This is a genomic window from Burkholderia sp. RF4-BP95 (assembly GCF_001521985.1).
Lineage (GTDB): Bacteria > Pseudomonadota > Gammaproteobacteria > Burkholderiales > Burkholderiaceae > Burkholderia > Burkholderia diffusa.
Genome location: NZ_LOSX01000085.1, coordinates 59,810 through 84,713 on the forward strand (window position 1 = coordinate 59,810; position 24,904 = coordinate 84,713).

A 24,904-nucleotide genomic window follows, 5' to 3' on the forward strand; every position below is an offset into this window, starting at 1 on the left:
ACGCGGTGTTTTGCATCTTTCCGAGGAGGTGTCATGAGTTTCAGGGAAATCGCGCAGATCGCCGGCTCCGCCATGTCGGCGCAGACCGTGCGTCTCAACACGATTGCCAGCAATCTGGCCAACGCCGATGCGGCGTCCGCCACCGAGGCCGATGCGTATCGCGCGCGCAGGCCCGTCTTCGCATCGGTGTTTCGCATCGGTGAGGATGGCGAATCGACGGGCGCGCGCGTGCAGGTGCTCGACGTCGTGACGAGCACGGAGCCGCTGCGCAAGGTTCATCAGCCGGGTCATCCGCTCGCCGATGCGCAAGGCAACGTGCTGTATCCGAACGTCAACGCGGTGGAGGAAATGACCGACATGCTGTCCGCGTCGCGCGCGTATTCGACCAACGTCGAGGTGCTCGCGCGCGTGAACGGCATGCAGCGCGAGCTGCTCAGGCTCGGCCAGTAACGAACCCTTATCGCTATGAGGACAACATGTCGAACCCAATCCAGCCTTCATCGGCAAGCATGCCGTTCAACGCCGATGCGACGCGCGCGCCATCGGGGACGGTGACCAGCGGGACGTCGACGGACATCTTCGCGAAGATGCTGAGCGCGCAGATCCAGAACCAGGACCCGCTCGACCCGATGGATTCCGCGCAGTTCGTGTCGCAGATCATGCAGGCGCAACAGACGGCATCGCTCAATACGGTCGTGAATCTGGTGGAGAACAGCATGGGATTGATCGGGAAATTGATCACCGTGGCGCTTGGAACGCACGTCGGCTCGCAGGTGATGGCACAAGCCGATTCGGTCGATGTGAGCGACCACGTGGTCAACGGGCGCATCGCGCTCGATCGCGACGCCTCGGATGTGACCGTCGTGCTCACCGGCGCATCCGGCGGAGTCAAGCACATCGCGCTCGGTGCGCGCCCCAAGGGCGACGCGCTGTTCCGCATCGACCCGACCCAGCTCGGCCTGGCTGCCGGCCGTTATCGGATTCGCGTCGAGACCGGCGACGGCACGCCGCCGCCGGCCAATATCGAAGGCACGCTCGAGAACGTGCGTCTCGGCGCCGACGGCAAGGTGATCCTGCACGTGGCCGGCGTCGGCGACGTCGACACCGCGGCGATCGTCAGTTTTCAGGGCCGCTGACCCACTCACCCATCACGCAAGGAATACACATGAGTTTCAACATCGCCTTATCGGGCATCAATGCCATCAACAATCAGCTGACGACGATCAGCCATAACATCGCCAACACCGGCACCTACGGTTTCAAGTCCGGCCGCGCGAACTTCGCGACGATGATCTCGGGCACGCAGGCGAACGGCGCGTACATCGGCTCCGTCACCCAGAGCATCGGCGTGGGCGGTGGCGTGTTCGCGACCGGGCGCGGGCTCGACGCCGCGATCGACGGTAACGGCTTCTTCGTCACGAAGGACGACGACGGATCGACACTCTTTACGCGCGTCGGCATCTTCCAGCGTGACGCGGACGGTTATCTCGTCGATGCGTTCGGCCGCCGTGCGCAAGGTTATGCGGCAGGCGGCACGTATGGCGACCTGCAGATTCCGGTCGGCGTGGCGCCCGCGAAGGCAAGCGATCGCCTCGACTACGCCGGTAACCTGTCGGCGGACTGGGAGGCGCCTGCGCAAGCGGTGTTCGACAAGGATGACGACACATCCTTCAATCACACGGTGTCGTCGGCCGTCTACGACTCGCTCGGACGGCAGCACATCGTTACGCAGTACTTCGTGAAGGCGCCATCGCCGTCGACGGACGTCACGGTGCATTACGCGATGAACGGCGAACGCATCGACGGTTCGGCGACGCTGAGCTTCGATACGCACGGCCGGCTGACGTCGCCGACGGCGCCGACACCGCTGAACCTCGGCACGCCGGAGGGCGCGGCGCCACTGACCCTTGCCATCCATTACGCGGGCGCGACGCAGGTCGCGGGTGAAGCGTCGACGATGGTCAATCGCGACAACGGCCACGCGGCCGGCGTGCCGGGCGAGCCGACGCTCGACTCGCGCGGCAACGTCGTCGTCCAGTACAGCAACGGCCAGAAGCGCACGCTGGGCACGATCGCGCTTGCAACCTTCCCGAGCCCGGACGGACTGGAGGCGGCAGGCGACACCGCGTGGCGAGCGTCCTCCGCGTCGGGCAACGCGTTGCTCGGCACCGCCGGCGCCGGTGCGCTCGGCAAGCTGGTGACCAGTTCGCTCGAACTGTCGAACGCGGACGTGACGAAGGAGCTGGTCGACATGATGACCGCGCAGCGCAACTATCAGGCGAATTCGAAAGTGCTGTCGACGGAGAATCAGATGATGCAGGCGTTGATGCAGGCGCTTTGATCATGGACGCATTGATCTATACGGCAATGAGCGGTGCCGACCGCGCGTGGCATGGGCTCGAGGTGCATGCCAACAACCTGGCCAACGCGCAGACCGACGGGTTCCGCGCGGAACTGGAGATGGCGCAATCGCGCGCGGTGCGCGGCTACGGCTACGACTCCCGCCATCTGGCGAAGCCCGAGTCCGGCGCCGTGAGCGGTCGCGCGGGCGTGCTGGCGGAAACCGGCCGGGAGCTGGACGCGGCGATTCAGGGGGACGGCTACTTCACCGTCGCCGACGCGAACGGCGTGCGCTACACCCGTGCCGGCAATTTCGAAATCGATGCGGACGGGGCGCTTACCGTCAACGGCCGCGCGGTGATCGGCGAGGGCGGCCCGATCGTGCTGCCGGAGTTCACGAGCCTGCGGATCGGCGAGGACGGCACGATTTCCGTGACCGCGTCCGGCGACGCCGATGTGCAGGCCGTCGATCGCCTTGCGCTCGTCGATGCACCGGCAGCCGACCTGGTCAAGGACCCGGCGGGGCTGCTCGTCGCGCGCGACGGTCAGCCGCTGCCGCCGGCCGAGGACGTGCGCGTGATGGGCGGGCATCTGGAGCGGAGCAACGTGTCGCCGGTCGCCGAGATGATCGCGACGATGTCGTTGAACCGCGCGTTCGAGGTGCAGATGCGGATGTTCGGCGCCGCGGGCGAGATGGCGGACGCCGGCAACCGGTTGATCCGGGGTTGATCGCGACGTCGACGCATAACCGATTGGAGAGAACGATGAATCAGGCAATGTGGATCAGCAAGACCGGGCTGCAGGCGCAGGATGCGAAGCTGCAGGCGATCGCCAACAATCTCGCGAACGTGAACACGATGGGGTTCAAGCGCGACCGCGTGATGTTCGAGGATCTGTTTTACCGGATCGAGCGCCAGCCCGGCGCGCAGCTCGACCAGGACAACGCGTCGCCGTCGGGCATCCAGATGGGCAGCGGCACGCGGCTCGTCGGCACGCAGAAGATCTTCACCGACGGCAGCGTGCAGACGACCGGGCAGTCGCTGGACGTCGCGGTGACGGGAAAGGGTTTCATCCAGGTGCTGCAGGCCAACGGCGAGACGGGCTATACGCGCTCGGGACAACTGAGCGTGAACGCGGAAGGGCAGCTGGTTAACGCGCAGGGCCTGCCGCTGCAGCCGGAGATCAGCATTCCCGACAATGCGATGAACATCGTGATCGGCGAGAACGGCGTGGTCGCCGTGACGGTGCCGGGTTCGGCGACGCCGAATGAAGCGGGGCAGATCATGCTCGCGAACTTCGTCAACCCGGCCGGCCTGCTCGCGCTCGGCGACAACCTGTACATGGAGACCGTCGCGAGCGGCCCGCCGAACGAGGGCGAGCCCGGCACCGACGTGTTCGGCAAGATCAAGCAGGGGGCACTCGAAGGAGCGAACGTGCAGGTCGTCGAGGAAATGGTCGACATGATCGCCGCGCAGCGGACGTACGAGATGAACACGAAAGTGCTGAGCGCGGCCGACAACATGTTGCAGCAACTGTCGCAGGCCGCGCGATGAAGCAACGCCTGCTCCTTTTGCCACCGGTCGCGCTGCTCGGTGCGTGCGCGCTGCTCGACCCGCCGCGTCCGGACTTTGCCGAGGACGATCTGCCGCCGGCCACATGGGCGCTTACCGCCCCGCGCGCCGGAGGCGTGTTCAATGCGGCGACCGCCTGGTCGCTGGCCGCCGACGGCCGGGCCTACCGGCCCGGCGATACGCTCACGGTCACGCTCGACGAGACCACGCAGGCCAGCAAGCGCGCCGATACGCGCTTCGGCAAGAGCAACGACGTGTCAGTGGAGCCGGGCAGGCTGTTCGGCAGTCCGATCGATCTCGATACATCGATCGGCGCGAACCGCAAGTTCGACGGCAGCGGCAGCAGCTCGCAGCAAAACTCGCTGCGCGGCGAAATTACCGTGATCGTCACCGACGTGCTCGCGGGCGGCCTGCTTCAGGTGCGCGGCGAAAAGGTGCTGTCGCTGAATCAGGGCGAGGAGGTGATGCGTCTGACCGGCTATGTCCGGCAGGCCGACATCGACACGAACAACCGCGTGTCGTCGCGTCGAATCGCGAATGCGCGCATCCAGTATGTCGGCAAGGGCGCGCTGTCCGAATCGAATTCGGCCGGCTGGTTGACGCGGTTCCTCAACAGTCCATGGATGCCGTTCTGATGGGAAAGCCTATGCGAACACTTCGGTCGACCATCCTGGCCGGCCCGCGCATGCTCGCGACGACGGTGGCGGCGACGGTTGCGCTGCTCGGCGCGCCGTCCTCGTGCGGCGCGGCGACGCTCGGTGCGCTGGTCAACATCGAGGGCGTTCGCGACAACCAGCTCGTCGGCTACGGCCTCGTCGTCGGCCTGAACGGCACCGGCGACGGCCAGCAGATCCGTTACACCGGCCAGTCCGTCGCGAACGTCCTCAAGCAATTCGGCGTGACGTTGCCGGAAGGCATCCGCCTGCGCTCGCGCAATGTCGCGGCCGTCATGGTCAGCGCCAGTTTTCCGCCGGGCTACAGGCCGGGCCAGAAGATTGACGTGACCGTGTCGTCGATGGGCGACGCCAAGAGCCTGCGGGGCGGGACGCTGCTGCTGACGCCGTTGCGCGCGGCAGACGGCGCAGTCTATGCGCTCGCGCAAGGCAATCTTGTCGTGCCGGGTGTGAGCGCGGAGGGCCGCGGCGGGTCGAGCGTGACGATCAATTCCACCGCGGCGGCGCGCATTCCGCGCGGCGCGACCATCGAGCAGGAAATCCGGACCGGCCTCGACGCGAAGCCGGTGGTCACGCTCAGCCTGAAACGCCCCAATTTCCAGACCGCCGCCAACATCGTCGCCGCGATCAATCGCGTTGTCGGCCATGACGTCGCGACGAGCCGCGACGGCACGAGTGTCGACGTCGGCGCGCCGGTCGATCCGACCGCGCGCGTCGCGTTCGTCGCGAAACTGAGCGCGATCAGCGTCACGCCGCAGAAGGCGCCGCCCCGCGTCGTCTTCAATTCGCGCACCGGCACGGTGGTGATCAGCCAGGGCATGACGGTGTCGCCTGCGGCGGTGTCGCACGGTGCGCTGAAGGTGACGATCTCCGAAGGCGCGCTCGTCAGCCAGCCGAATCCGTTCGGCGGCGGCGAGACCGCCGTCGTGCCGCTGTCGCAAGTCGATGTGCAGCGAGGCGGCAACCGAATGTTTCGCTGGCCAGCGGGCACGAGCCTGCAGGCGATCGTGGACACGATCAATGCAACGGGCGCGGGGCCGGACGACCTGATGGCGATCCTGCAGGCGCTCGATGAGGCCGGGGCGTTGAACGGCGAAATGGTCGTCATCTGAGGAGGGGGCGCGCATGTCGAATCCATCCATGGCCATGTCGTTCCGCGTGGCGCCGCCGGGCTGGCCGGCCGGCACGCCGGCAATGCCGCCCCCGCGTGCCGACGGCGGCCACGATGCCAGGACGCTCGACGCGGCCGAGCAGTTCGAGGCGCTCTTCGTCGCGCAGATCCTGCGGGAGATGCGCAACGCCATTCGCGAGATCAACCCGGCGGGCAGTATTTTCCGCAACCGCGCCGGCAGCGACATGACGGACCTGGCGGACGGACAGGTCGCCCGGTTGCTCGCGTCGCGTCATGCGTTCGGCATCGCGGATTTCATCTTGCGGCAACTGCCCCCGGACGCCGGTACGGCCGCCTCGGCGCAGGCGTGATGCCGGTTGGCCGCGCGGATTTAAGTCGATGCGCGTGCCGGTCGCCGGATACGGCAGGGGGCCGCTTGCGCGGCTGTTTCCGCTCGCCGCCCGTCGTGGGCCGGGCGAGCATCGATCGATGAGGGAGGTAGACGATGAATATGATCGACATCGGCATGTCGGGCATCCTGGCCGCGAACCGGTCGCTCCATGCGACCAGCAGCAATGTCGCCAACATTGCGACACCCGGCTATTCGCGGCGCGGCGTGCTTCTGTCGGGCAACGCGCACGGTGGCGTCGACGCGTCGGCCGCGATGCGCATCAACGAGGGCTACCGGACACAGCAGATGTGGCAAGCGGCGAATGCGTCCGGGCGTGCACGGGCCGCCCAATCGCATCTTGACCAACTTGAAGGAGTGGTGGGCGGCAACCCGGCAAGCGGCGATATCCAGCACCGCGATCTCGGGCTGGGCGCGTTCTTCGGGGCACTGCGCGGCGCGACCGGCGAACCGGGCGATCCGGTGCTGCGCAACGCCGTGCTCGACACCGCAAGCGGAATGACGCGGCAGTTCAACGGCATGCGCGCAGCGTTCGAGGACCAGCTGCGCAGCATCGAACGGCAGCGCGACGTGACGGTCGACCAGGTCAACGGGCTTGCCACGCAGATCGCCGACTTGAACGGGCGAATCGCGGTTGGCCTCGCGAGCGGCGGCGACGTCGCGGCGCTGATGGACCGACGCGACGTTGCGGTCGACCAGATGGCGGGGCTCGCCGGCGTGCGCGTCGTGCAGCAGCGGGACGGCACGGTCGACGTGTCGATGGCGTTCGGCCAACCGCTCGTGGTCGGCAAGCAGGCGGGTCGAATCGACATCCGGCGGGACGAACACGGTCGACAGGCACTGGTGATGTCGTTCGGACAACAGAAGATGCCGCTGCGGTCGACACACGTCGGCGGGGCGCTGCGCGGACTCGCCGAGGTCGAGAACGACGTGCTGCGTCCGCAGCTCGATGCGCTCCGGACGCTCGCGGTCGAGACCGCGAAGCGAGTCAATGCGCAGTTGGCGCAGGGTTACGACATGCACGGCAATCCCGGCAAACCGCTGCTGGCTTTCGACGAAGCGAGCGGTCGACTCGGCGTCGTGCCCGACATGCAGCCCGAGGCGTTGGCCTTTTCGGCCGACCCGGATCATCCCGGCGACAATCGCAACCTGCTCGCGCTGAGCGACCTGGGTTCCACGCGGATCGAGATGCCGGGCCATGGCACGGTGTCGATCGAGAATGCGTTTGCATCGATCATGGGCAAGGTCGGCTCGGCCAGCCAGCAAAACAAGCTGGTGGCCGAAACCGCGCAGGCGGTGCGTACGCAGGCGGAAAACGACTGGCTGTCGCTGAGCGGTGTCGACAACGACGAGGAAGCGATGAATCTCGTCCGTTTCAAGGATATGTACAACGCGAACTTGAAGGTGATCGCAGTCGCCAATGCGCTGTTCGAAACCACGCTGAATGCCATCTGACCCACGGAGCGCCGACATGCGAGTGACCAGCCAATTCCACCACGACGTCATGAAGCAGGTGACGCAGCGCACCAACGCGCAGCTTTCCGATACATTGATTCGGATGACGACAGAACAGCGCATCCTGCGAGCCTCCGACGATCCGATCGGCGCCGTGCGCCTTGCGTTGCTGGCCGAATCCGGCGATCGACTCGCCCGGTATCGCACCAATATCACGACGTTCGAGTTCCGCCTCAAGCGCGGCGAGCAGGCGCTCTCCGAGATCGTCGCGCAGTTTGGCGAAGCGCAGCAGAAGTTGCTGATGGCGCTGGACGGCGCGCGTGCGCCGGGCGATCTCGCGGCAATCGCGGGTGTGCTCGAATCGGTGCGGGACATGCTGTTGCATTCATCCAATACGCGCGACGGCGCCGGCCACTATCTGTTTTCGGGGACGGCGATCACGACAGCGCCCATCGCTTTCGATCCGGTCGCGCCGGCCGGCAGCCGCTATGCATATGGCGGCAATGCCGGGAAGCAGGCGGCGATCGTCGGCGACGGCGTCACCGAGGTGCTGAACGACGATCTCGCGGAGATGGCCGACGCACTCAACGCGCTCGATCGCGCGATCGAGCGGATGCGGGCGCCGGGCGCCAATGCGAACGATTCGACGCTGCGCGACGCACTTGTGCAGGCGATCGACGTGATCGACAGGACGTCGGTGTCGGTCGAATCGAAGATCGGCCGGCTCGGTAACGCGCAGAACATGCTCACGCTGCTTGACGATCTGCATGCGTCGTCCCAGGTCGTCACCACGGAGGCGGCCCAGGATGCAGGCAAGATCGACCGCATCGAGGTCTACGACGCGTACATGAGCTATCGCACCGCGCTGGAGGCGACGCAGAAGGTTTATGCGCAGGTATCGCAGCTGTCGCTCTTCAACGTGCTCTGACGGCGAAGCGGCTCAATGGAAATCAATATTCGCTCCTCGGCGGACAGCGCACTCACCGGAACCGGCGCCGTGCGGCGCGACACACCGCGCGCGGCGGTTTCCGGCAGAATCCGGTCGCGCGACGCGACGTCACATGACATGACGAGTGACGCGCGCGTCACGATACGCGTCGCGGCCGAGCGGCGCGACCGGATCACGACGCATCGGCAGATCAACGAGCAGGCTTCCGGGATGCAACAGGTGCTCGATTACCTGGCCGGCTTCAGCAGTCATTTGAATGCGCTGAAGCAGGCAATCGGCTCCAGTCTCGTCGGCGGCGGTAGTGAGGACGCCGCCCGCACGCAGTTGGCGCGCACGGTGAGCGCCTGGCATCGCCGGGCCGACGCGACCGGCGGCCGATTGAGCGATGCGCTGGACATCGGAGGCGAAGGGAAGGCGAGGCGCGCATTCATGGTGGAAGGACTGAACGCGCAAGATGCGCGTCGGGCTGCCGGAGAAGTCATCACGTTTCACCTTGCCGGCACCGGTGCGAGTCCTGCGACGGCTTATCTCGCGCCGGACCTTTCGGCGCGTCAAATGGTGTACCTGCTCAAGGTTGCCCTTGTGACGCTGCGTGTCGCCTGTGACGAGGATCCGCATGGCCGGATCCGCTTTTCGGTCGAGGAGTCGCGCTGGCCGAGCGTCATGAGTGGACTTCGTGTGAAAGGCGGTGGCGTCCGGTTTCCGGATGGCGAACCGCTGCGCCCGACGCTGACCGATGTGCCTGAACGGATCGACCCGGCCGGGTGGCGAGTGGACGATCCGCTGACGCTGCGTGCGACGTTGCGCGCGGTGGTGCAGACACAGGAACGGGTCGAGCAGGCAGCGACGCGCGCGGAGCAGATGCTGCGTGCTGCGCGACGGACGCTGGAGCTGATTCCCGCGGTGGCCGATGCAGATTGGGCGCGGGCAGTATCCGGGCAGATGGCGACACGGATAGGTTCGGTGCGCGACTACGAGGATGCGATGGCGCTCGCGCCGGCGACCGCGGGCGTCGAACGTACGCGCGTGCACACATTGCTGGCATTGCGTTGACGGCGACGCATCCGTCGATGCGCGTGCGTCAGATGGAGGGGGAGAAGTCGGTCGGAAGCGAACGAACCAGGCGCAGGATGTGAATCATGGCGCGAAGCCGGACGGATGATGGAGGGGGCCGCGAGCGCAACGTGGGGCCGAGAGGTGAGCGGACTTGCGCGCGCGTTTGAGGAGTGTTGCGGGCGCTACGATCATCGCGTCGGCATGCCACGGTGTGATGCACGCGATTCACGGCAGATCCTGCGCGAGATACGTCTTGCAGCGTCCCTGGACCGTGTGGATCGTGCCGGGACAGACGGTGAGCCACTTGTTGCCGCCGCGCGTGATCTGATAAAGGCGCTCGCCGGGCTGCAACTTGACGCCGATCGAAGACAGGAGCGCGAGACTTGCGGCCTTTGCGGGCGCCGGGTGCTGCGCTTCCTGCTTCAATGCGCTGAGCAACCCCGAGAAATGCTTGTTGAGAAGGGTTATCTTCCAGGTGTTGCAGCCGATCCAGACAACGGCACCAATGAGCAGCGCGCGCTCGATTAGCCGGGCAGCACGTTGGCGTTTGGGTACATGTCGAGGCGGGACGGTGTGGTGAGCGGGGTCGTCGAACGACGAGGTTACATCGGCGCACTTCTCGTCGTTGTCATGGGGCTTGGCGGTCTGCGGTGGCTCGGTCGCCGGCACCGCATCGTCGAGTGGCTGCGCGGTGCCGATGAACCGCAGACCGTGACGTGGCAGCGTTTTGATCAGCGTGCCGCTGATGCCATGTTCCTCGAGCCGGGCGCGCACCGCGCGGACGAGTTGATGGTAACTGCTGTCCGTCACGACCAACCCCTTGTCGCCCCACAATTGCTGCATCACCGCTGCCTTGGTGGCGAGCCCCTTGAGCACCATCACCAGTAAGTCGGCTTCATTCGCAGTCAACTCGGTCGTGCGGTCAGCGAGCGTCAGAGTCATGTGATGGCAATTGAAGATAACGCGGTCTTCTATCAGATATTTATCCATCGATGTTCCGGCTACATGTGGTCGCGACAACGTTAGCGTCTGAATTCACAGCGACGGGCGATGAGTCGACCCGTCGTCCGACCGGAACGAAGACCTTTGTGAGATGCTTCCGGTGGCCGAGCTTGCTGCTCGTTGCGTGTGGACCGGGACGGTGTGATGTCAGGCGCGGTGTGCGGGTTCGATGCGAACAATATTGCGATAGATCGCCGCCAATGACTATGAGAAATGTCTGAAAAAATAACGACAAATTGCTTAGTCGATGGATGAGGTGACCGTGACTCGCAAAATCTCTCGGCGTGGCGTCCTATAGCGCTGTAAATCGTGGACGGCAAAAAAGCGTCCGGATCGAGGACATTATGTGGCTGGTGAGGAGCGACCCGCTTCTGCTTTCCGGTGTCGGCACGGGATGGCGCAATTTCTGTTTTACGGGGCCGGATTGGAACGCGTCGGGGCATTGGGCCACGGCAGAAGCGCGATCTGAAGTTAAACGGCCAGTGCCTGCCCGCGTACTCGACCGAAGCCGTGCTGCTCGTCAAGTCCACTGCGCTGGCCAGCCTCGTCACGGCGTGGGAAGTGACGGGTGTCGCGCAGCAGATCATTCAGCAAACCTATCGGACGACCGAGGTCTTCGTCTGCGCCGCCGTCATCTATCTGGCCCTGAACTTCATCGTCGTGCGCGTGCTCGGCGCGCTCGAATGGCGGCTCTCCGGACACCTGCGCGCGCCCAAGCCGTCCGGCGCGTCCGTCGCGGCGACGCGCAATCCCCGGCGCGTCGCATCCTGAGCGTCCCCATCCTCGGCGCGAGCTGGTCGGGCAAGAGCACGTTCCTGCGCTGCCTGAACCTGCTCGAGACGCCTGATGACGGCTCCGTCGCGCTCGCCGGGGAAACGCTCGCGATGAAGCGCGCGCGCGACGGCAAGCTGCATCCGAGCGACTATCGCTGATGCGCGAGATGCGAGCGATCGCGTTCGTCACCGACCTGATCCCGCAAGGCACGATCGACCGCGGCGAGATGAAGGAAATGCCGATCCATTCGATTCGCGCCGACGACGCAATGTGCGCGTTGTGCGTATCGAACAAGTACAACGCGGATTGGGCGTTTCCCAGCGAACTGCACGATCACGGGCGCCTCGAAGCCGCTGCATGGCTCGCGCATCACTACGGAAACATCGGGCAGCGGTCGAGCACCGACATCCGCCGGGAATTTCTGTAACCGCATCGCGGTAATGTCGGCATGGGGCGATCATGTGCAGACGCCCTCGGTCAACGAGCGAACGTGAGCCAGATGCAGGAGCGGTTCGCTGCGTTGTGGCCGTGCAGCGGCGGGACAGATGGCGAAGGTGTCTTTTTCAAGAAGCATTTCGTTGCCGGATCAAATAAAACCGATAATGAGGTGAGTCGAGAAATTTCCCCGCCTGAATTATGTGAATTAACGGAAATGGGGAATCGGTGCGTCTGACCGGCAACTCCTTGCATTCAATCCAGATGGTCCTCATTGCAAAGCAGTCTGACTAGTCGACGAAGTTCCGGGCGCTCGGCTTTCATTCTTGGCACAAATGCGCAATATGGATGGCCGAGTTGAATCGAATGCGTCGAGAGCGCGATGAGCCGCCCGGTTTCCAGATCAGCCTGAGCCAGCAGCTTCTGAGCCAGGGCAATTCCGAGCCCCGACCGCGCCATCGTGATGGCGAGGCTTGAGAGGCCAACCCGTCTGCCATTCGACGGATCGAGATGGCGCTCATTGTCGATTCGCGCGAACCAGTCGTTCCAGGTCGGGTGTGATGCGTAATTTGGCCCCCAGTTCGTATGGATGAACAGGCTTTCGTGGATGTCGTTCAGGCTGAAGTTGCCATTTCCATGTCGATGCCAGAACTCGGGTGCGCAGACCGGGATGACTTCATCATGAACCAGCGGAATCGTCTGGATCGACGGGTAGTGATAATCGCCGTAACTTACCCGTATATCAACGTTCTGGCGTAACAGATCGACGGGGTCTTCCTCTACTCGAATATCAATTGCAATTTGCGGATAAATTTCGAACAGTTGCGTCAATTTCGGTACGAGCCAGGTTTCTGTCAGTGAAGACGGCACGCTAACGACCAGATGCGCCTGCAACTCGCCTTCCAGAATGCGCTCGGTCATTGTCGCGATGTCCCTGAGCGCCCGAGACGTTTGTGGGAAGATCGCCCGTCCCGCATCAGTGAGCGAAATGCGATTGCCATTCCGCACAAACAGTTGCTTGCCGAGGTATGCCTCGAGATTGCGAACCTGCTGGCTGACGGCGGCTGATGAGACGCCGAGATCGGCGGCGGCCAGCGCAAAGCTGCCGGTTCTGGCGGCAACTTCAAAGGCCTTGACGGCATTAAGTGGCGGCAACTCACGCATCACACATTCTCCAAAAGTTTTTCTTTTGAAAGACCAACATTTTCTACTGTTGAAGTCAATTTTTTGTTTCGATAGCTTACGCCTTGTTGAGAAAATTTGCGCAATCTCAACACTTGGTGCCCGCACAGCCGAACCTGCATGGGTGGCGCAATGACGGGCAGATCGAATGATCCGATGAATCGGACAGCAGGAGACAAGCGATGCAAGCACGGAAGCGGCCGGCGAAATTCCTGGCATTGGTGTCGGCGATGGCCTTCAGCCTTGTTCCACACCTTTCTCACGCGAAGGACTGGAAGGAGGTCACGATTGCGCTCGAGGGTGCGTATGAACCGTGGAATGTCACCCGTCCGGACGGGACGCTCGACGGATTCGAGCCCGAACTCGCCGCCAACCTGTGCGCGCGGGCCCAGATCAAGTGCAAGCTGATCGCCCAGGACTGGGACGGCATGATGGCGGCACTCAAGGTGGGCAAATTCGATGTGATCATGGACGGGCTCGCCATCACCGAAGAGCGAAAAAAGGAAATCGCATTCTCCGTACCTTATGCCAATACGCCGGCAACCTTTGCCGTAGCGAAGAACGGCCCCCTTCGCAATCTGCCCGGCACCGGAACGGAGATCGAACTGCCGGGTAACTCGGCTTCGGACAAGCAGCTTCTCGAGCCGTTGCGCCGAGCACTGAAAGGCAAGGTGATCGGCATTCAAACCGGTACGTCCTTCACCTCCTTCATTTACGGCAATTTCGGCGATGTCGCCACGATTCGTGAATACAAGACTGCGGCCGAGCACGATCTGGATTTGAATAGCGGCCGGATCGACGTGGCATTCGACGATGCCACGTACTTCTCGTCTGCTTTCTCCAAGTCCGAGAACAAGAATCTCCAGTTCGCCGGGCCGCGAATGAAGGGGCGAGCGTTCGGGCCTGGTGAGGCACTCGGGTTTCGACCGTCGGACGGCGATCTGAAGAACAAATTCGATGGCGCAATCAAGGCGGCACTCGCAGACGGAACGGTCAAGCGGCTAAGCGAGAAATGGTTCAAGATGAATGTCGCGCCATGACCGGCTCCCCTGCATCATCTGCATGACTAAATGGTACCGGGAAAGGCGGATCGGTTCGACTCGCCTCGCCCCGGAGACCGTCCGAAACCCGCATTGACCGGGAGGAGACGTTGATGTTGTCGGTATTCGAGTTATTGGGCTGGGGGTCCGGCGGATGGGGCGGGACGCTTCTCCGGGCGACGGCGACCACCGTCGAAGTGACTTTCGCCGCACTTGCCGTCGGCGCGGTGGTGGGGGCGGCCGTGGCGTGGTCGAGGCTTTCTCGCTACCCGTTGGCGCGCGCCTTCGGAGACGCGTACACGACGGTGTTCCGCGGCGTCCCCGAGTTGCTCATCATCTACCTGATCTATTTCGGCGGCTCGTCGATCGCGACGCAAATCGGCAAGTACCTGGGCGCGGATGGTTTTTTCGGACTACCGCCTTTTCTGTCCGGGGCGCTGGCAGTCGGTGTCATTTCCGGTTCGTATCAGGCCGAAGTCTATCGCGGCGCGTATCTGGCCGTTTCACGCGGAGAGATCGAGGCCGCGATGTCGATGGGCATGTCGCGCAGCAAGCTGCTGTTCCGGATCGTCGTCCCCCAGGTATTCCGCTTTTCATTGCCGGGATTGGGCAACGTATGGCAGATGACGTTGAAGGACTCGGCGCTGATCTCGATCACGGGTCTCGTCGAATTGATGCGTGCCAGCCAGATCGGCGCCGGATCGACGCACCAGTACTTCTTGTTCTTCATCGCCGGGGGAGCCCTGTACCTTGTCCTGACGGCGCTTTCCGGAAAGATATTCAATCGTCTCGAAGACCGCATGGGAAGAAGTTCCCGGCGAATCGCATAAGGGCCCTGCCATGGATTTCGATTTCTTGCTGGACACCCTGTCGCGGTTGCTCGCCGCGCTGCCCGTCACGCTCGCGCTGTTTCTGCTGGCGATCGCCTTCGGCGGAGTGATTGCATTGGGTTTGACGTGGATGCGATTCTCCGGCGTCAAGTATCTGGAGAAATTCTCGAGCGGGTATGTCTTGGTGTTTCGGGGCACGCCGTTGCTGATCCAACTGTTCCTGCTTTACTACGGAATGGGCCAGTTCGACTTCGTTCGCGACAGCGTCTTCTGGCCGATCATCCGCGAGCCGTTCGGATGCGCCGTGCTGTCGCTGGGATTGTGTACGGCCGGTTACACGACCGAAATTTTCCGTGGCGGGGTGTTGGCGGTGCCCGCGAATCAGCTCGAAGCCGCGCGTGCGATGGGCATGTCGGGCTGGCTGTTGTTTCGCAGGGTGATCGCACCTGTAGCCTTGCGCCACGCGCTGCCGGCCTATTCGACGGAGATCGTTCTGATGGTGAAGGGGACTGCGCTTGCGAGCCTCGTGACGGTCATGGAGATGACCGGTGTCGCTCAACGCATCATTGCGCATACGTACCGCACGACTGAAGTCTTTCTGTGCGCGGCCGCCATCTACCTGCTGCTCAATTTCCTGATCGTTCGCGCGATCGCGCTACTCGAATACTCGTTGACGCCATATCGTCGACCCATGTCGTCGCCCATTGCCAACTGAAAGGCCGATGCTATGAAACTCAATGATCTCGCCGAAGAACTGAAGGTCGTTCCCGCTGTTGCAGTCTCCAATCTTCATAAGCGATATGGAGACAACCATGTATTGAGAGGCGTATCGCTCGCGGCTCGCGAGGGCGACGTCATTTCGATTCTGGGATCAAGCGGATCCGGCAAGAGTACGCTGCTGCGTTGCATCAACCTGCTCGAGACGCCGGATGACGGCGATGTGCTCGTCGCCGGAGAGAAACTCGATTTGCGCGTGAACGGCCGCGGCCGTCGTGAGCCGGCGAATCGCCGTCAGGTGGATCGCATCCGCTCGCAATTGGGGATGGTATTCCAGAGTTTCAACCTGTTCTCTCACATGACGATCCTGGAGAACCTCATCGAGGGGCCCGTGCATGTCCAGAAGCGCAAGCGTGCCGACTGCATCGACGAGGCGATGGTGCTGCTTGAAAAGGTCGGAATTGCAGACAAGTTCAGGCACTATCCCGCCCACCTGTCGGGCGGGCAGCAACAGCGTGCTGCGATCGCGCGGGCACTGGCAATGAAGCCCCGAGTCATGCTGTTCGACGAACCGACCTCGGCTCTGGATCCGGAGCGGGTCGGCGAGGTGCTCAAGGTGATGCGGCAGCTGGCTGAGGAAGGATGCACGATGCTGATCGTGACACACGAAATGAATTTCGCCCGGAGCGTGTCGAGCCGGGTCGTGTTCATGCATCAGGGTGTCGTGGAAAGCGAAGGCGCGCCGGACGAATTGTTCCGTCATAAAAAATCAGAGCGCTTCTGCCGATTCATTTCAAGCCACGAATCGGTGTAGCGACGTCGAAGCGAAGCAGGTCGACATTCATCCCGTGCTTATCAAATTTAATATGCATAACATAACAATTGACGATACGCCGATGACCTGGAGGGCGGTTGCCGAGATCGCCAATGGCGCACGGCTGGCGCTCGGGCGGGAAACGTGGGACAGAATACGCGGCGCGCGCGAGATCGTTGACCGGATCGTCGAGCGTCAGGAGCGCGCCTACGGCATCACGACGGGCCTGGGTGCCTTGTGCGACACGGTGCTGTCGCCGGGAAAGCTCACCGAATTATCGACGAATGCGCTGAAAAGCCACGCGTGCGGTGTCGGCGCACCGCTGTCCGCCGATGGCGTGCGCGCGATTCTTGCGGCGCAGATCCAGAACTTCGCTCACGGCCGCTCCGGCGTTTCACCTGACGTCGTTGAACGATTGCTGGACTTTCTCAATCTCGACATCACGCCCGTTGTGCCATCTGAAGGATCGGTCGGCTACCTCACCCATATGGCCCATGCCGCGCTGCCGATGATCGGCCTGGGGGAAGCCTGGGTGGACAATCAAAGATTGTCCGGCATCGCTGCACTGAAGCGCCGGGTCCTGCGGCCGCTATCGCTTGCCGCGAAAGACGGTCTTTCGTTGATCAACGGGACGCCGTGCTCCACTGGCATGCTGTCCGTGGCGTTGCAGAGGACCGAGCGCCTGATGAAATGGGCCGATATCGTCGCGGCGATGAGCTTCGAGGCGTTGCGCGGGCAACTGGACGCCTTTTCCCCGGAAGCGCTCGCGGCGAAGCCGCATCCTGGTGCGCAGAGAGTCGGAAGGAATTTGCGTCGTTTGCTGGAGAACAGCACCAACCTGCTGGCGAGTCGAGGCATACGAACGCAGGATGCGCTCAGCATCCGGTCGATTCCGCAAATACATGGCGCCAGCCGCGACCAGTTTTCGCACGTCGAGAAACAGGTCGATCTCGAGCTCGCATCGGCGACGGACAATCCGCAAGTCTTCGGCAACAGCGACGAATACCGCGTCATTTCGCAGGCCAACCCGCATGGTCAGAACATGGCCATGGCGGCCGATATCCTGGCGATTGCACTGGCTGAACTGGCGGGCGTGTCCGAGCGGCGCGTCGACCGGCTCGTCAACCCGATGACGAGCGGCCTGCCGCCGTTCCTGCTGCGGGAAAGCGGCGTGAATTCCGGTCTGATGATCGTCCAGTACGTTGCTGCGTCACTGGTCGCCGAGAACAAGACCCTCGCCAGTCCGAGAGTGGTCGACAACTATGTGACGTCGGGCTTGCAGGAGGATCACCTGAGCTTGTCCACGCCAGCTGCTCTCAGGGTGTCGAAGGTGCTCGACAACGCCGAAACCGTTCTTGCGATCGAATACCTCGTTGCCGCCCAGGCGCTGTCTTTCATCAAGTTCGCCGACATCGGCTCGGGTTGTCGCAGCGCGCTCCAGATCCTGCGCGAGGAAATACCGCCCTATACCGAGGATCGGGTCGTGGCGCCCGATATCGCGAAAGCGCTTGCGCTGCTGCGCGAACCGGCAACGCTTGCCCGTATCGAGCGGGAGATCGCCTATTGCTTATAGCGCGCGCGTCGATTCATTGCCCGCACCGTGATGGTCCTCCATAGGCAAGCGGACTGGGTTGATGCGAACGGGGAGATCCGGCCGACAAGCGGATGCAACTGGTTCAGGAGACGGCTCTGCCGTTCCATGCATTGCCGCAGAAAACGACGACAGGGCGTCGGTGTCGAAGAGATGACCTGCGGGACGCCCGACAAGTTTTTCTGAATGAGGAAGAAGAAATTGTCCCGTTGATGGGTTGTTTTTTTGTAAATACCATCTCTTCAATGCGATTCGTTATGCGAAGTATATGCGCGAATTCAAATACGGATCGGATGACATGTGTGGTACGTCTCTTGTGCGGTTCCCGACCGTCCGCAGAAGCGACAGATTTTTCGTTGGGCGCCATATATCTATTGAAAACATCCCATTGGTAAATCATGAAAGACATTCTTGATCTGGATCGGTATCCGCTGGACCGTGAGGGTAGCAGCGAATGGAATGCGCTTGTCGAGAAGGCAGCCGCAGACCTTGGGCGCGACGGCATGTTCAATCTGGAGGATTTCGTCCGGCCCGAGGTTGTGTCCCGGGCGGTCGCCGAGATCTCGCCGGTCATGGACGAGCACTCGCATACGCACAAGCGGGTGCACAACATCTATTTCCTGCCCGAAATCCCGGAGCTGGCGCCTGGCCATCCGGCGCTGCGCAAGGTCGAGACGGTCAATCACACGGTATGTGCCGACCAGATTCCGGACAGCGTCATTGCGAGCATTTACGCGTACGAGCCGTTGGTGAGATTTCTTGCCGCGACGATGCGAAAAGAAAAGCTGTACCTGATGGACGATCCGCTCGCGAAAATCAACGTGATGGCATACCGCGAAGGCGAAGCCCTGAACTGGCATTTCGATCGATCGGAATTCACGACGACGCTCCTGCTGCAAGAACCGCTGCAAGGGGGCGAATTCGAGTATCGGACAGATCTGCGATCCGACTCCGATCCGAACTATGACGGGGTGGCGGCGTTGCTGGAAGGACGGGATCCGCGCGTGCAGAGCATGCGACTGAAAGCGGGGACGTTGAATGTGTTCCGAGGCAAGAACACCGCGCATCGCGTCACACCCGTTCAGGGCGAGCGGGACCGAATGGTGACGGTGTTTTCATATTACGAGAAACCGGGGGTCACGTTCCATGGGGAAGAGCGCATGGGGTTTTACGGCCGTGCGCATTGAGATCGTGCGGGGTGAAGCCTGAATGCCGGGCGGCAGCGTCGCGAGGCACTGCCGTCGGCGGTCATGGATTCCCGCATAAGCACATGTCTGAAGGCAGTGCCGCGACGGCGGTTCGCGCGTGGCGGAGATCGCGTTTGCAAAGGTGAAGAAGTCGACAACACTCAATCGGTACGGAGAAGGGAGACCCTGATGAAGAAAATGCGTGTCGTGGCTGGCGGGCTGGTTCTTGTCTCGTCACTGGTGCATGCCGAGAATTCCGTGACTTTGTACGGGATTATCGATGAAGGTATCAACTACACGACCAACACCGGAGGCAAGCACAGCTACGAAATGCAGAGCGGATACGCGTCAGGTAGCCGGTGGGGGCTCAAGGGGCAGGAGGATTTGGGTGGGGGACTCGCAGCAATTTTCACGCTCGAGAATGGGTTTGACGTCAATTCTGGCCAACTGATGCAAGGCGGCCGGATGTTCGGCCGTCAAGCCTTTGTCGGCGTGCAAAGCGACAAGCTGGGAACCCTGACGTTCGGTCGGCAGTATGACTCGGTGGTCGATTATCTCGCGCCGTTGACCGCGAACGGCTGGTACTCGGGATACCTTTTCTCGCATCCGTACGACAACGACAACACGGACAATTCTTTCCGCGTGAACAATGCGATCAAGTATTCGAGCCCTGGCCTCGGCGGCGTCACGTTCGGCGGGATGTACGGGTTCAGCAACAGCGCGGGCGCATTCTCCGATAACCGCCTGTACAGCTTCGGGGCGGCATACAGCCACGGCCCGTTCTCGATCGGTGCGGCCTATATGGACATCAATCATGTCGGCGGCAATGCTTTGGGTGCCGTTGCCGCGAACGACGCCAGTTTCTATGCGGGGCATCAGCGCATCTATGGTGCAGGTCTCTCGTATGCGATTGGTTCGGCTACGCTCGGATTCGTCTATAGCGATACCTTGCTCGAGAATCCGACCGGTAACGCATACGTTGGTGGAACCTTCGGCGGGACAGGGGCCAGCTCACTTCGATTCGATAATTTCGAATTCAATGCGAAATACGATTTTACGCCGGCGTTTTTCGTGCAGGCGATGTATACGTACGCGCTTGGAAAATACTCGGCGAGCAGCGGCACGGTTCGCCCGAAGTGGCATCAGGCCGGCCTGATGTTCGACTACGCCCTGTCGAAGCGTACCGATGTCTATTTGCAGGGGCAGTTCCAGCAAGTGGCGGGGGGCGAGACGGGAACGTTCCTCGACAACGCGTTCATCACGGGTGCAAGCGGTGCATCGTCGAACAATCGGCAATTCATTGCTCGCGCAGCTCTCCGTCATACGTTCTAGGCGCGGAGATCGTGACCTGAGGTTCGTGAGTCACACGGAGTCCGGATTGCGATGTTAAAAATAAGGAATGCGTATCTAAATCGACTGAACGAAATCGAGCGCTTCGATGGCGAGGAAGGCCGGCGCGCGGGTGTCGGTGGTCGGAGCGGGCCAGGATTCGGTGCTCGCGCCGTCCGCAACCAGGTTGTTTGTGAGGGAGCACTGACGCAATGCACGCACCGGCCTATCAGGTGATCAAGGATTTCGTCCTCGCGTGCATTCACTCGGGCGAATGGGCGGAGGGCGATCAGGTGCCGACCGAATACGAGCTGGCGGGCGCGTTCAAGGTCGGTCGCCTGACGGTCAACCGGGCGCTGCGCGAGTTGAAGGCCGAGCGGGTGATCACGCGTGTGCGAGGCGCGGGCTCCTTCGTCGCGCGGCCGAAGTACGATTCGACCGTGGTGGCGATCCGCGGCATTTCCGAGGAAATCTCGGCCCGTGGGCAGGCCTATCGCGCCAAGGTGCTTGGCGTCGAGCTCGTGACGGCAGACGAGGCGCTTGCAGAGGAGATGCAGGTCGCGGCGCGGGCAAGGCTGTGGCGTTCGCAGTTGCTGCACTTCGAGAACGATCAGCCGGTGCAGTTCGAAGAACGTTGGGTGAATCCCGCGGTTGCGCCGGAATACGCCGAGCAGAGTTTCGCGACCACGACGCCGAACCAGTACCTGATGCGCGTTGCTCCGTTGCAGCGGGTGGAGTACCGGATCGAAGCGGCGTTACCCGCGCCCGAGCACCGCCAGCGACTTCGGATGGACGACGTCGAGCCGTGCCTTGTGCTGCATCGGCGCACGTGGTCAAGGGGCGTGGTCGCCTCGGTGGTGAATCTGTGGCACCCGGGCAGCCGCTATCGCTTTACCGGGGCCTTCTGAATCCTCGAAAATGCGCGGCTGCCGCTATCCCTCGGAGCGTCTATCTCGCGTTCGGGCCGGTCGACATGAATTCTGTTTTAAGGGCCGGATCTGAAAGCATGCGGGCGTCGGCTCATTGGACAAGCGCGATCCAGACTTAAACGATTTGTGACCCCTTCCCGCCGCAAAATTTTGCACAATGGCGGCAAGCGGCGGCATTGCTGCCGCGTTTCGCCCCCGGCCGCGGGTGTTCCGGCCCGGGGCAGACCAGAACCGCCAACCGATTTCCGGGACCGCCACCGTGCCGCCGCCGACCGCCATGGACCACCCCAAACGCATCCTGATCGTCGAGGACGATGCCGACATCGCCGACGTGCTGAGCCTCCACCTGCGCGACGAGCGCTACGAAGTGGTCCACAGCGCGGACGGCACGGAAGGGCTGCGCCTGCTCGAACAGGGCAACTGGGATGCGCTGATCCTCGACCTGATGCTGCCCGGCGTCGACGGCCTGGAAATCTGCCGGCGCGCGCGCGCGATGGCGCGCTACACGCCGATCATCATCACGAGCGCCCGCTCGAGCGAGGTGCACCGGATTCTCGGCCTCGAGCTCGGCGCCGACGACTACCTCGCGAAGCCGTTCTCGGTGCTCGAACTCGTCGCGCGGGTCAAGGCGCTGCTGCGGCGCGTCGACGCGCTCGCGCGCGATTCGCGGATCGACGCGGGCACGCTCGACGTGGCCGGGCTGTCGATCGACCCGATCGCGCGCGAAGCAGCCGTCGACGGCGCGCGCATCGACCTCACGCCGCGCGAGTTCGACCTGCTGTATTTCTTCGCGCGGCATCCGGGCAAGGTGTTCTCGCGGATGGACCTGCTCAATGCCGTGTGGGGCTACCAGCATGAAGGCTACGAACACACGGTGAACACCCACATCAACCGGTTGCGCGCGAAGATCGAGGCCGATCCGGCCGAACCCGTGCGCATCCTCACCGTATGGGGACGCGGCTACAAGCTCGCCGCGCCGGATCAGCGGGACGCGTGATGAAGCTGACCCTCACCCAGAGGCTGTCGCTCGTGTTCTCGATCCTGCTGCTCGCGTGCTCGGGCGCGTCGGCGTGGCTGCAGATCCGCGCGAACGACATGCGGGAGAAGGAAGTCGTGCAGGGCCTGTCGCGCGATCTCGCCGCGCATATCGCGAGCAGCACGCCGCTGATGGACGCGAACGGGCTGCGTCCGGACGCCGTGCGCACGTTGTTCGGCCAACTGATGGGCGTGAATCCGAGTGTCGAGGTGTACCTGCTCGACAATGCGGGGCGCATCCAGGGCGACGATGCGCCGCCGGGCCACGTGAAGCGCGACCGTGTCGATCTTGCGCCCGTGCAGCGCTTCATCGCGGGCGACCCGCTGCCGATCCTCGGCGACGATCCGCGCAGCCCCGACGCGCGCAAGGTGTTCAGCGCCGCGCCGTTGCAGCGCGCGGGACAGCCGCCGTCCGGCTACATCTACGTGGTGCTGCTCGGCGAAGCGCACGACCGGCTGGCCGCGCGCGTCGACGCCGGCAACGTGCTGCGCACGACGCTGTGGTCGATGGCGGTCGTCGCGCTGCTCGGCCTGCTCGCCGGCCTGACGGCGTTCAGTTTCATCACGCGCCCGCTGCGCCGGCTGACCGATGCGATGCGCCGCTTCGACGCGAACGCCGCACCTGACACGCAGCCGCCGGTGCCGCGCTCGCCGCCCGGGCGACGCGGCGACGACATCGCGGTGCTCGAATCCGCATTCGCGCAGATGGCCGACCGGATCGGCGACCAGTGGCGCGCGCTGACGCGTCAGGACCAGCAGCGGCGCGAACTGATCACGAATATTTCGCACGACCTGCGCACGCCGCTGACGTCGCTGCACGGCTATCTGGAAACGCTGTCGCTGAAGTCCGACGCGCTCGCGGAGTCCGAGCGCCGCCGCTACCTGTCGATCGCGCTCGCGCAGAGCACGAAGGTCGGCCGGCTCGCGCAGGCGCTGTTCGAACTCGCGCGGCTCGAATCGGGCGGCGTGCAGGCCGAGCGCGAGCCGTTCTCGCTCGTCGATCTCGTGCAGGATGTATTCGAGAAATTCGAACTTGCCGCGCAGTCGCGCGGCGTCACGCTGCATGCGCGCATCCCGCCGCGCGTGCCGGTCGTGTCGGCCGATCTCGGGATGATTGAGCGCGTGCTGACCAACCTGCTCGACAACGCATTGCGGCACACGCCGCAGCATGGCGAAGTCGAAGTGGCGCTGACGCCGCAGGACGACCGCGTCGTGGTGACCGTGTCGGATACCGGCGAAGGGATTCCGCCGGCGCGGCGCGAAGGGCTGTTTCAGCGGCCGCAGCGGCCGATGAGCGGCGGTGCGGCGACGCGCGGCGGGCTCGGGCTGCTGATCGTGCACCGGATGCTGGCGCTCAACGGCAGCGGGATCCGGCTCGTCGACCGGGACGGGCGCGGCGCGGTGTTCGAGTTTGCGCTGGCGGTGGCGTCGACCGCCGATGGCTCATCGTCGAACAACGCGCGCTGATGCGGCGGCGGAGGCGCTGTGAAGGACTTGAAGATGTGAATTGGCTTTTGCCGCACGCAATTCTCGCGGAGAGTGCGAGGCATCGATTACCTGAAAGAGGCTCGCTGAAATGTTGTATTCATTCGAGTTAATTTGTCCGGGGCGCCAGGACGCCGAACGCTGGACGTACGAGTGCCTTGATCTCGAATCCATGTTGTGAATCGAAAATGATACGGTGACGGGGTCAACTCGACTGCTTCTAAAAATTTATCAAGATCGAGGTCGGCGGACAACAGCGTGGCATGACGGTCAAGCAGTTTCGTGCGGTATTTTTGTACATCAGCATTGGGAGCGAGGTCAGTAAATCCACTGCTGAAAATTTGAAATCCACAAGAGTGAATCAGGAATGCTTCGAGGGCTCTCAATGAAAACGGCATCGCCGAAGATGGATGTGAATTCTGTGTGAAATTCCAGTCTATCCGACCGGTTTGTGGGGGGGCGGATGTAGCAGTGCTGTTGTCGAGGAAGTTGAAAGTGATCTTTATTTATTCCATAAGGATTTCCGGTGAGGAGAGGGCCGGACGAGAAATCCAAATTTCGATGGTGTGTGTCGGAATGATCATGGATCGGTGCTTGGGCGGGGGCGTAACGGCAATACAGTTGCCTTGCCCCCTCCACTGATAACGTTGGTTATGCCCAGCTGGCAGGTGTAGGTGGTTTACCATCGAGGCTCTGGCTGGCCCATTCGGTGGCCTTGATCACCAGCATGCCATCATTGGGTTTAACGAAGCGCTTGAAGTGCTCACGCAATTCCGCCGCCGTTGTGTGGTTTCTTTCGAAGGACCATACCGACTCAAGGACGTTAACCGCCTTGAATTTTTCCAGTTCGCTGTAAAGCTCTTCATAGTTATTCGCTTTGCGAACGTCGTAACTCAAAAAGTAAAGTGCCAAGATGTATTCTCATGATGCTGGTCAAGAAATGGCCACATTACTTGAAAATAATTTCGCATGATTGTGGCCTCCGGATC

General features: G+C 62.8%; 25 protein-coding genes and 3 pseudogenes. 25 read left to right on the forward strand and 3 right to left on the reverse strand.

Annotated elements, in window-relative coordinates:
- Positions 1 to 33 precede the first annotated feature (33 nt).
- From flgC to WS46_RS28295, 11 genes are all read left to right on the forward strand, one after another.
- Positions 34 to 450: a flagellar basal body rod protein FlgC gene (gene flgC / locus WS46_RS28245; protein WP_059692444.1), complete on the forward strand. Its 417-nt coding sequence runs from the start codon at positions 34 to 36 to the stop codon at positions 448 to 450.
- A gap of 26 nt (positions 451 to 476) precedes the next feature.
- A complete protein-coding gene (locus WS46_RS28250) occupies positions 477 to 1,136 on the forward strand; it encodes a flagellar hook capping FlgD N-terminal domain-containing protein (RefSeq protein ID WP_059692445.1) in 660 nt (219 codons plus the stop codon).
- A gap of 29 nt (positions 1,137 to 1,165) precedes the next feature.
- Complete coding sequence (locus WS46_RS28255; protein WP_059692446.1) at positions 1,166 to 2,341, forward strand: flagellar hook protein FlgE; 1,176 nt, start codon at positions 1,166 to 1,168, stop codon at positions 2,339 to 2,341.
- Positions 2,342 to 2,343: 2 nt separating this feature from the next.
- The gene (locus WS46_RS28260; protein ID WP_059692447.1) at positions 2,344 to 3,069 is read left to right on the forward strand and encodes a flagellar basal body rod protein FlgF; all 726 of its coding nucleotides are present in this window, start codon (positions 2,344 to 2,346) and stop codon (positions 3,067 to 3,069) included.
- A gap of 35 nt (positions 3,070 to 3,104) precedes the next feature.
- On the forward strand, positions 3,105 to 3,893 hold the full coding sequence (gene flgG, locus WS46_RS28265) for a flagellar basal-body rod protein FlgG (protein ID WP_179949191.1): 789 nt from the start codon (positions 3,105 to 3,107) through the stop codon (positions 3,891 to 3,893).
- Complete coding sequence (gene flgH, locus WS46_RS28270) at positions 3,890 to 4,546, forward strand: flagellar basal body L-ring protein FlgH (RefSeq protein WP_059525856.1); 657 nt, start codon at positions 3,890 to 3,892, stop codon at positions 4,544 to 4,546. The genes flgG and flgH overlap by 4 nt, the downstream gene beginning before the upstream one ends.
- 50 nt (positions 4,547 to 4,596) lie before the next feature.
- On the forward strand, positions 4,597 to 5,697 hold the full coding sequence (locus tag WS46_RS28275; protein ID WP_059692449.1) for a flagellar basal body P-ring protein FlgI: 1,101 nt from the start codon (positions 4,597 to 4,599) through the stop codon (positions 5,695 to 5,697).
- Between the two features lie 28 nt (positions 5,698 to 5,725).
- Positions 5,726 to 6,067: a rod-binding protein gene (locus WS46_RS28280; protein ID WP_082725413.1), complete on the forward strand. Its 342-nt coding sequence runs from the start codon at positions 5,726 to 5,728 to the stop codon at positions 6,065 to 6,067.
- 134 nt (positions 6,068 to 6,201) lie between these two features.
- Positions 6,202 to 7,560 carry a flagellar hook-associated protein FlgK gene (flgK, locus tag WS46_RS28285; protein ID WP_059692451.1) on the forward strand — a complete coding sequence of 453 codons (1,359 nt, stop codon included), beginning with the start codon at positions 6,202 to 6,204 and terminating at the stop codon, positions 7,558 to 7,560.
- 16 nt (positions 7,561 to 7,576) lie between these two features.
- The gene (locus WS46_RS28290; RefSeq protein ID WP_059692452.1) at positions 7,577 to 8,488 is read left to right on the forward strand and encodes a flagellar biosynthesis protein FlgL; all 912 of its coding nucleotides are present in this window, start codon (positions 7,577 to 7,579) and stop codon (positions 8,486 to 8,488) included.
- Positions 8,489 to 8,503: 15 nt separating this feature from the next.
- Positions 8,504 to 9,562 (forward strand): hypothetical protein, encoded by a 1,059-nt coding sequence (locus tag WS46_RS28295; protein ID WP_059692453.1) that lies wholly within the window; start codon positions 8,504 to 8,506, stop codon positions 9,560 to 9,562.
- 228 nt (positions 9,563 to 9,790) lie between these two features.
- Here WS46_RS28295 and WS46_RS28300 read toward each other — a convergent pair whose 3' ends face one another.
- On the reverse strand, positions 9,791 to 10,555 hold the full coding sequence (locus tag WS46_RS28300; protein WP_059692454.1) for a hypothetical protein: 765 nt from the start codon (positions 10,553 to 10,555) through the stop codon (positions 9,791 to 9,793).
- A gap of 444 nt (positions 10,556 to 10,999) precedes the next feature.
- Between WS46_RS28300 and WS46_RS28305 the strand changes: the two are divergent.
- The 4 genes and pseudogenes from WS46_RS28305 to WS46_RS35685 form a co-directional block, all read left to right on the forward strand.
- Positions 11,000 to 11,338, forward strand: a pseudogene (locus WS46_RS28305) (ABC transporter permease); the annotation flags it as partial.
- Positions 11,339 to 11,340: 2 nt separating this feature from the next.
- A pseudogene (locus tag WS46_RS36950) lies at positions 11,341 to 11,496 on the forward strand (ATP-binding cassette domain-containing protein); the annotation flags it as partial.
- Positions 11,493 to 11,768, forward strand: a pseudogene (locus WS46_RS28315) (patatin-like phospholipase family protein); the annotation flags it as partial. The pseudogenes WS46_RS36950 and WS46_RS28315, both read left to right, overlap by 4 nt.
- Positions 11,769 to 11,831: 63 nt before the next feature.
- Positions 11,832 to 12,014 (forward strand): hypothetical protein, encoded by a 183-nt coding sequence (locus WS46_RS35685; protein ID WP_179949193.1) that lies wholly within the window; start codon positions 11,832 to 11,834, stop codon positions 12,012 to 12,014.
- Between the two features lie 17 nt (positions 12,015 to 12,031).
- Here the strand turns inward: WS46_RS35685 and WS46_RS28320 are convergent, their stop codons facing one another.
- Positions 12,032 to 12,940 (reverse strand): LysR substrate-binding domain-containing protein, encoded by a 909-nt coding sequence (locus WS46_RS28320; RefSeq protein WP_059692457.1) that lies wholly within the window; start codon positions 12,938 to 12,940, stop codon positions 12,032 to 12,034.
- A 200-nt stretch (positions 12,941 to 13,140) separates the two neighbouring features.
- Between WS46_RS28320 and WS46_RS28325 the strand changes: the two genes are divergently transcribed.
- The 10 genes from WS46_RS28325 to WS46_RS28370 all read left to right on the forward strand — a co-directional run bounded on the left by WS46_RS28325 (position 13,141) and on the right by WS46_RS28370 (position 23,897).
- Positions 13,141 to 13,998 (forward strand): transporter substrate-binding domain-containing protein, encoded by an 858-nt coding sequence (locus WS46_RS28325; protein ID WP_082725414.1) that lies wholly within the window; start codon positions 13,141 to 13,143, stop codon positions 13,996 to 13,998.
- Positions 13,999 to 14,111: 113 nt separating this feature from the next.
- A complete protein-coding gene (locus WS46_RS28330; protein ID WP_373558371.1) occupies positions 14,112 to 14,828 on the forward strand; it encodes an ABC transporter permease in 717 nt (238 codons plus the stop codon).
- A 10-nt stretch (positions 14,829 to 14,838) separates the two neighbouring features.
- Positions 14,839 to 15,543, forward strand: a complete 705-nt coding sequence (locus WS46_RS28335) for an ABC transporter permease (RefSeq protein ID WP_059692458.1) — start codon at positions 14,839 to 14,841, stop codon at positions 15,541 to 15,543.
- Between the two features lie 12 nt (positions 15,544 to 15,555).
- Positions 15,556 to 16,359, forward strand: coding sequence for an ABC transporter ATP-binding protein (locus WS46_RS28340; RefSeq protein WP_059692459.1), 804 nt, complete (start codon positions 15,556 to 15,558; stop codon positions 16,357 to 16,359).
- 82 nt (positions 16,360 to 16,441) lie between these two features.
- Positions 16,442 to 17,932, forward strand: coding sequence for a histidine ammonia-lyase (gene hutH / locus WS46_RS28345; RefSeq protein ID WP_257130063.1), 1,491 nt, complete (start codon positions 16,442 to 16,444; stop codon positions 17,930 to 17,932).
- 416 nt (positions 17,933 to 18,348) lie between these two features.
- Positions 18,349 to 19,137 carry a 2OG-Fe(II) oxygenase gene (locus tag WS46_RS28350; protein WP_059692461.1) on the forward strand — a complete coding sequence of 263 codons (789 nt, stop codon included), beginning with the start codon at positions 18,349 to 18,351 and terminating at the stop codon, positions 19,135 to 19,137.
- 189 nt (positions 19,138 to 19,326) lie between these two features.
- A complete protein-coding gene (locus WS46_RS28355) occupies positions 19,327 to 20,469 on the forward strand; it encodes a porin (protein WP_059692462.1) in 1,143 nt (380 codons plus the stop codon).
- A gap of 209 nt (positions 20,470 to 20,678) precedes the next feature.
- Complete coding sequence (gene hutC, locus WS46_RS28360; protein WP_059692463.1) at positions 20,679 to 21,374, forward strand: histidine utilization repressor; 696 nt, start codon at positions 20,679 to 20,681, stop codon at positions 21,372 to 21,374.
- A gap of 298 nt (positions 21,375 to 21,672) precedes the next feature.
- A complete protein-coding gene (locus WS46_RS28365) occupies positions 21,673 to 22,392 on the forward strand; it encodes a response regulator transcription factor (RefSeq protein ID WP_059525868.1) in 720 nt (239 codons plus the stop codon).
- Positions 22,392 to 23,897 (forward strand): HAMP domain-containing sensor histidine kinase, encoded by a 1,506-nt coding sequence (locus tag WS46_RS28370; protein ID WP_059692464.1) that lies wholly within the window; start codon positions 22,392 to 22,394, stop codon positions 23,895 to 23,897. The genes WS46_RS28365 and WS46_RS28370 overlap by 1 nt, the downstream gene beginning before the upstream one ends.
- Positions 23,898 to 24,566: 669 nt before the next feature.
- On the opposite strand, the gene WS46_RS34665 is transcribed toward WS46_RS28370, so the two are convergent.
- Positions 24,567 to 24,827, reverse strand: coding sequence for a CRISPR-associated endonuclease Cas2 (locus WS46_RS34665; RefSeq protein ID WP_179949194.1), 261 nt, complete (start codon positions 24,825 to 24,827; stop codon positions 24,567 to 24,569).
- Positions 24,828 to 24,904: the final 77 nt, after the last annotated feature.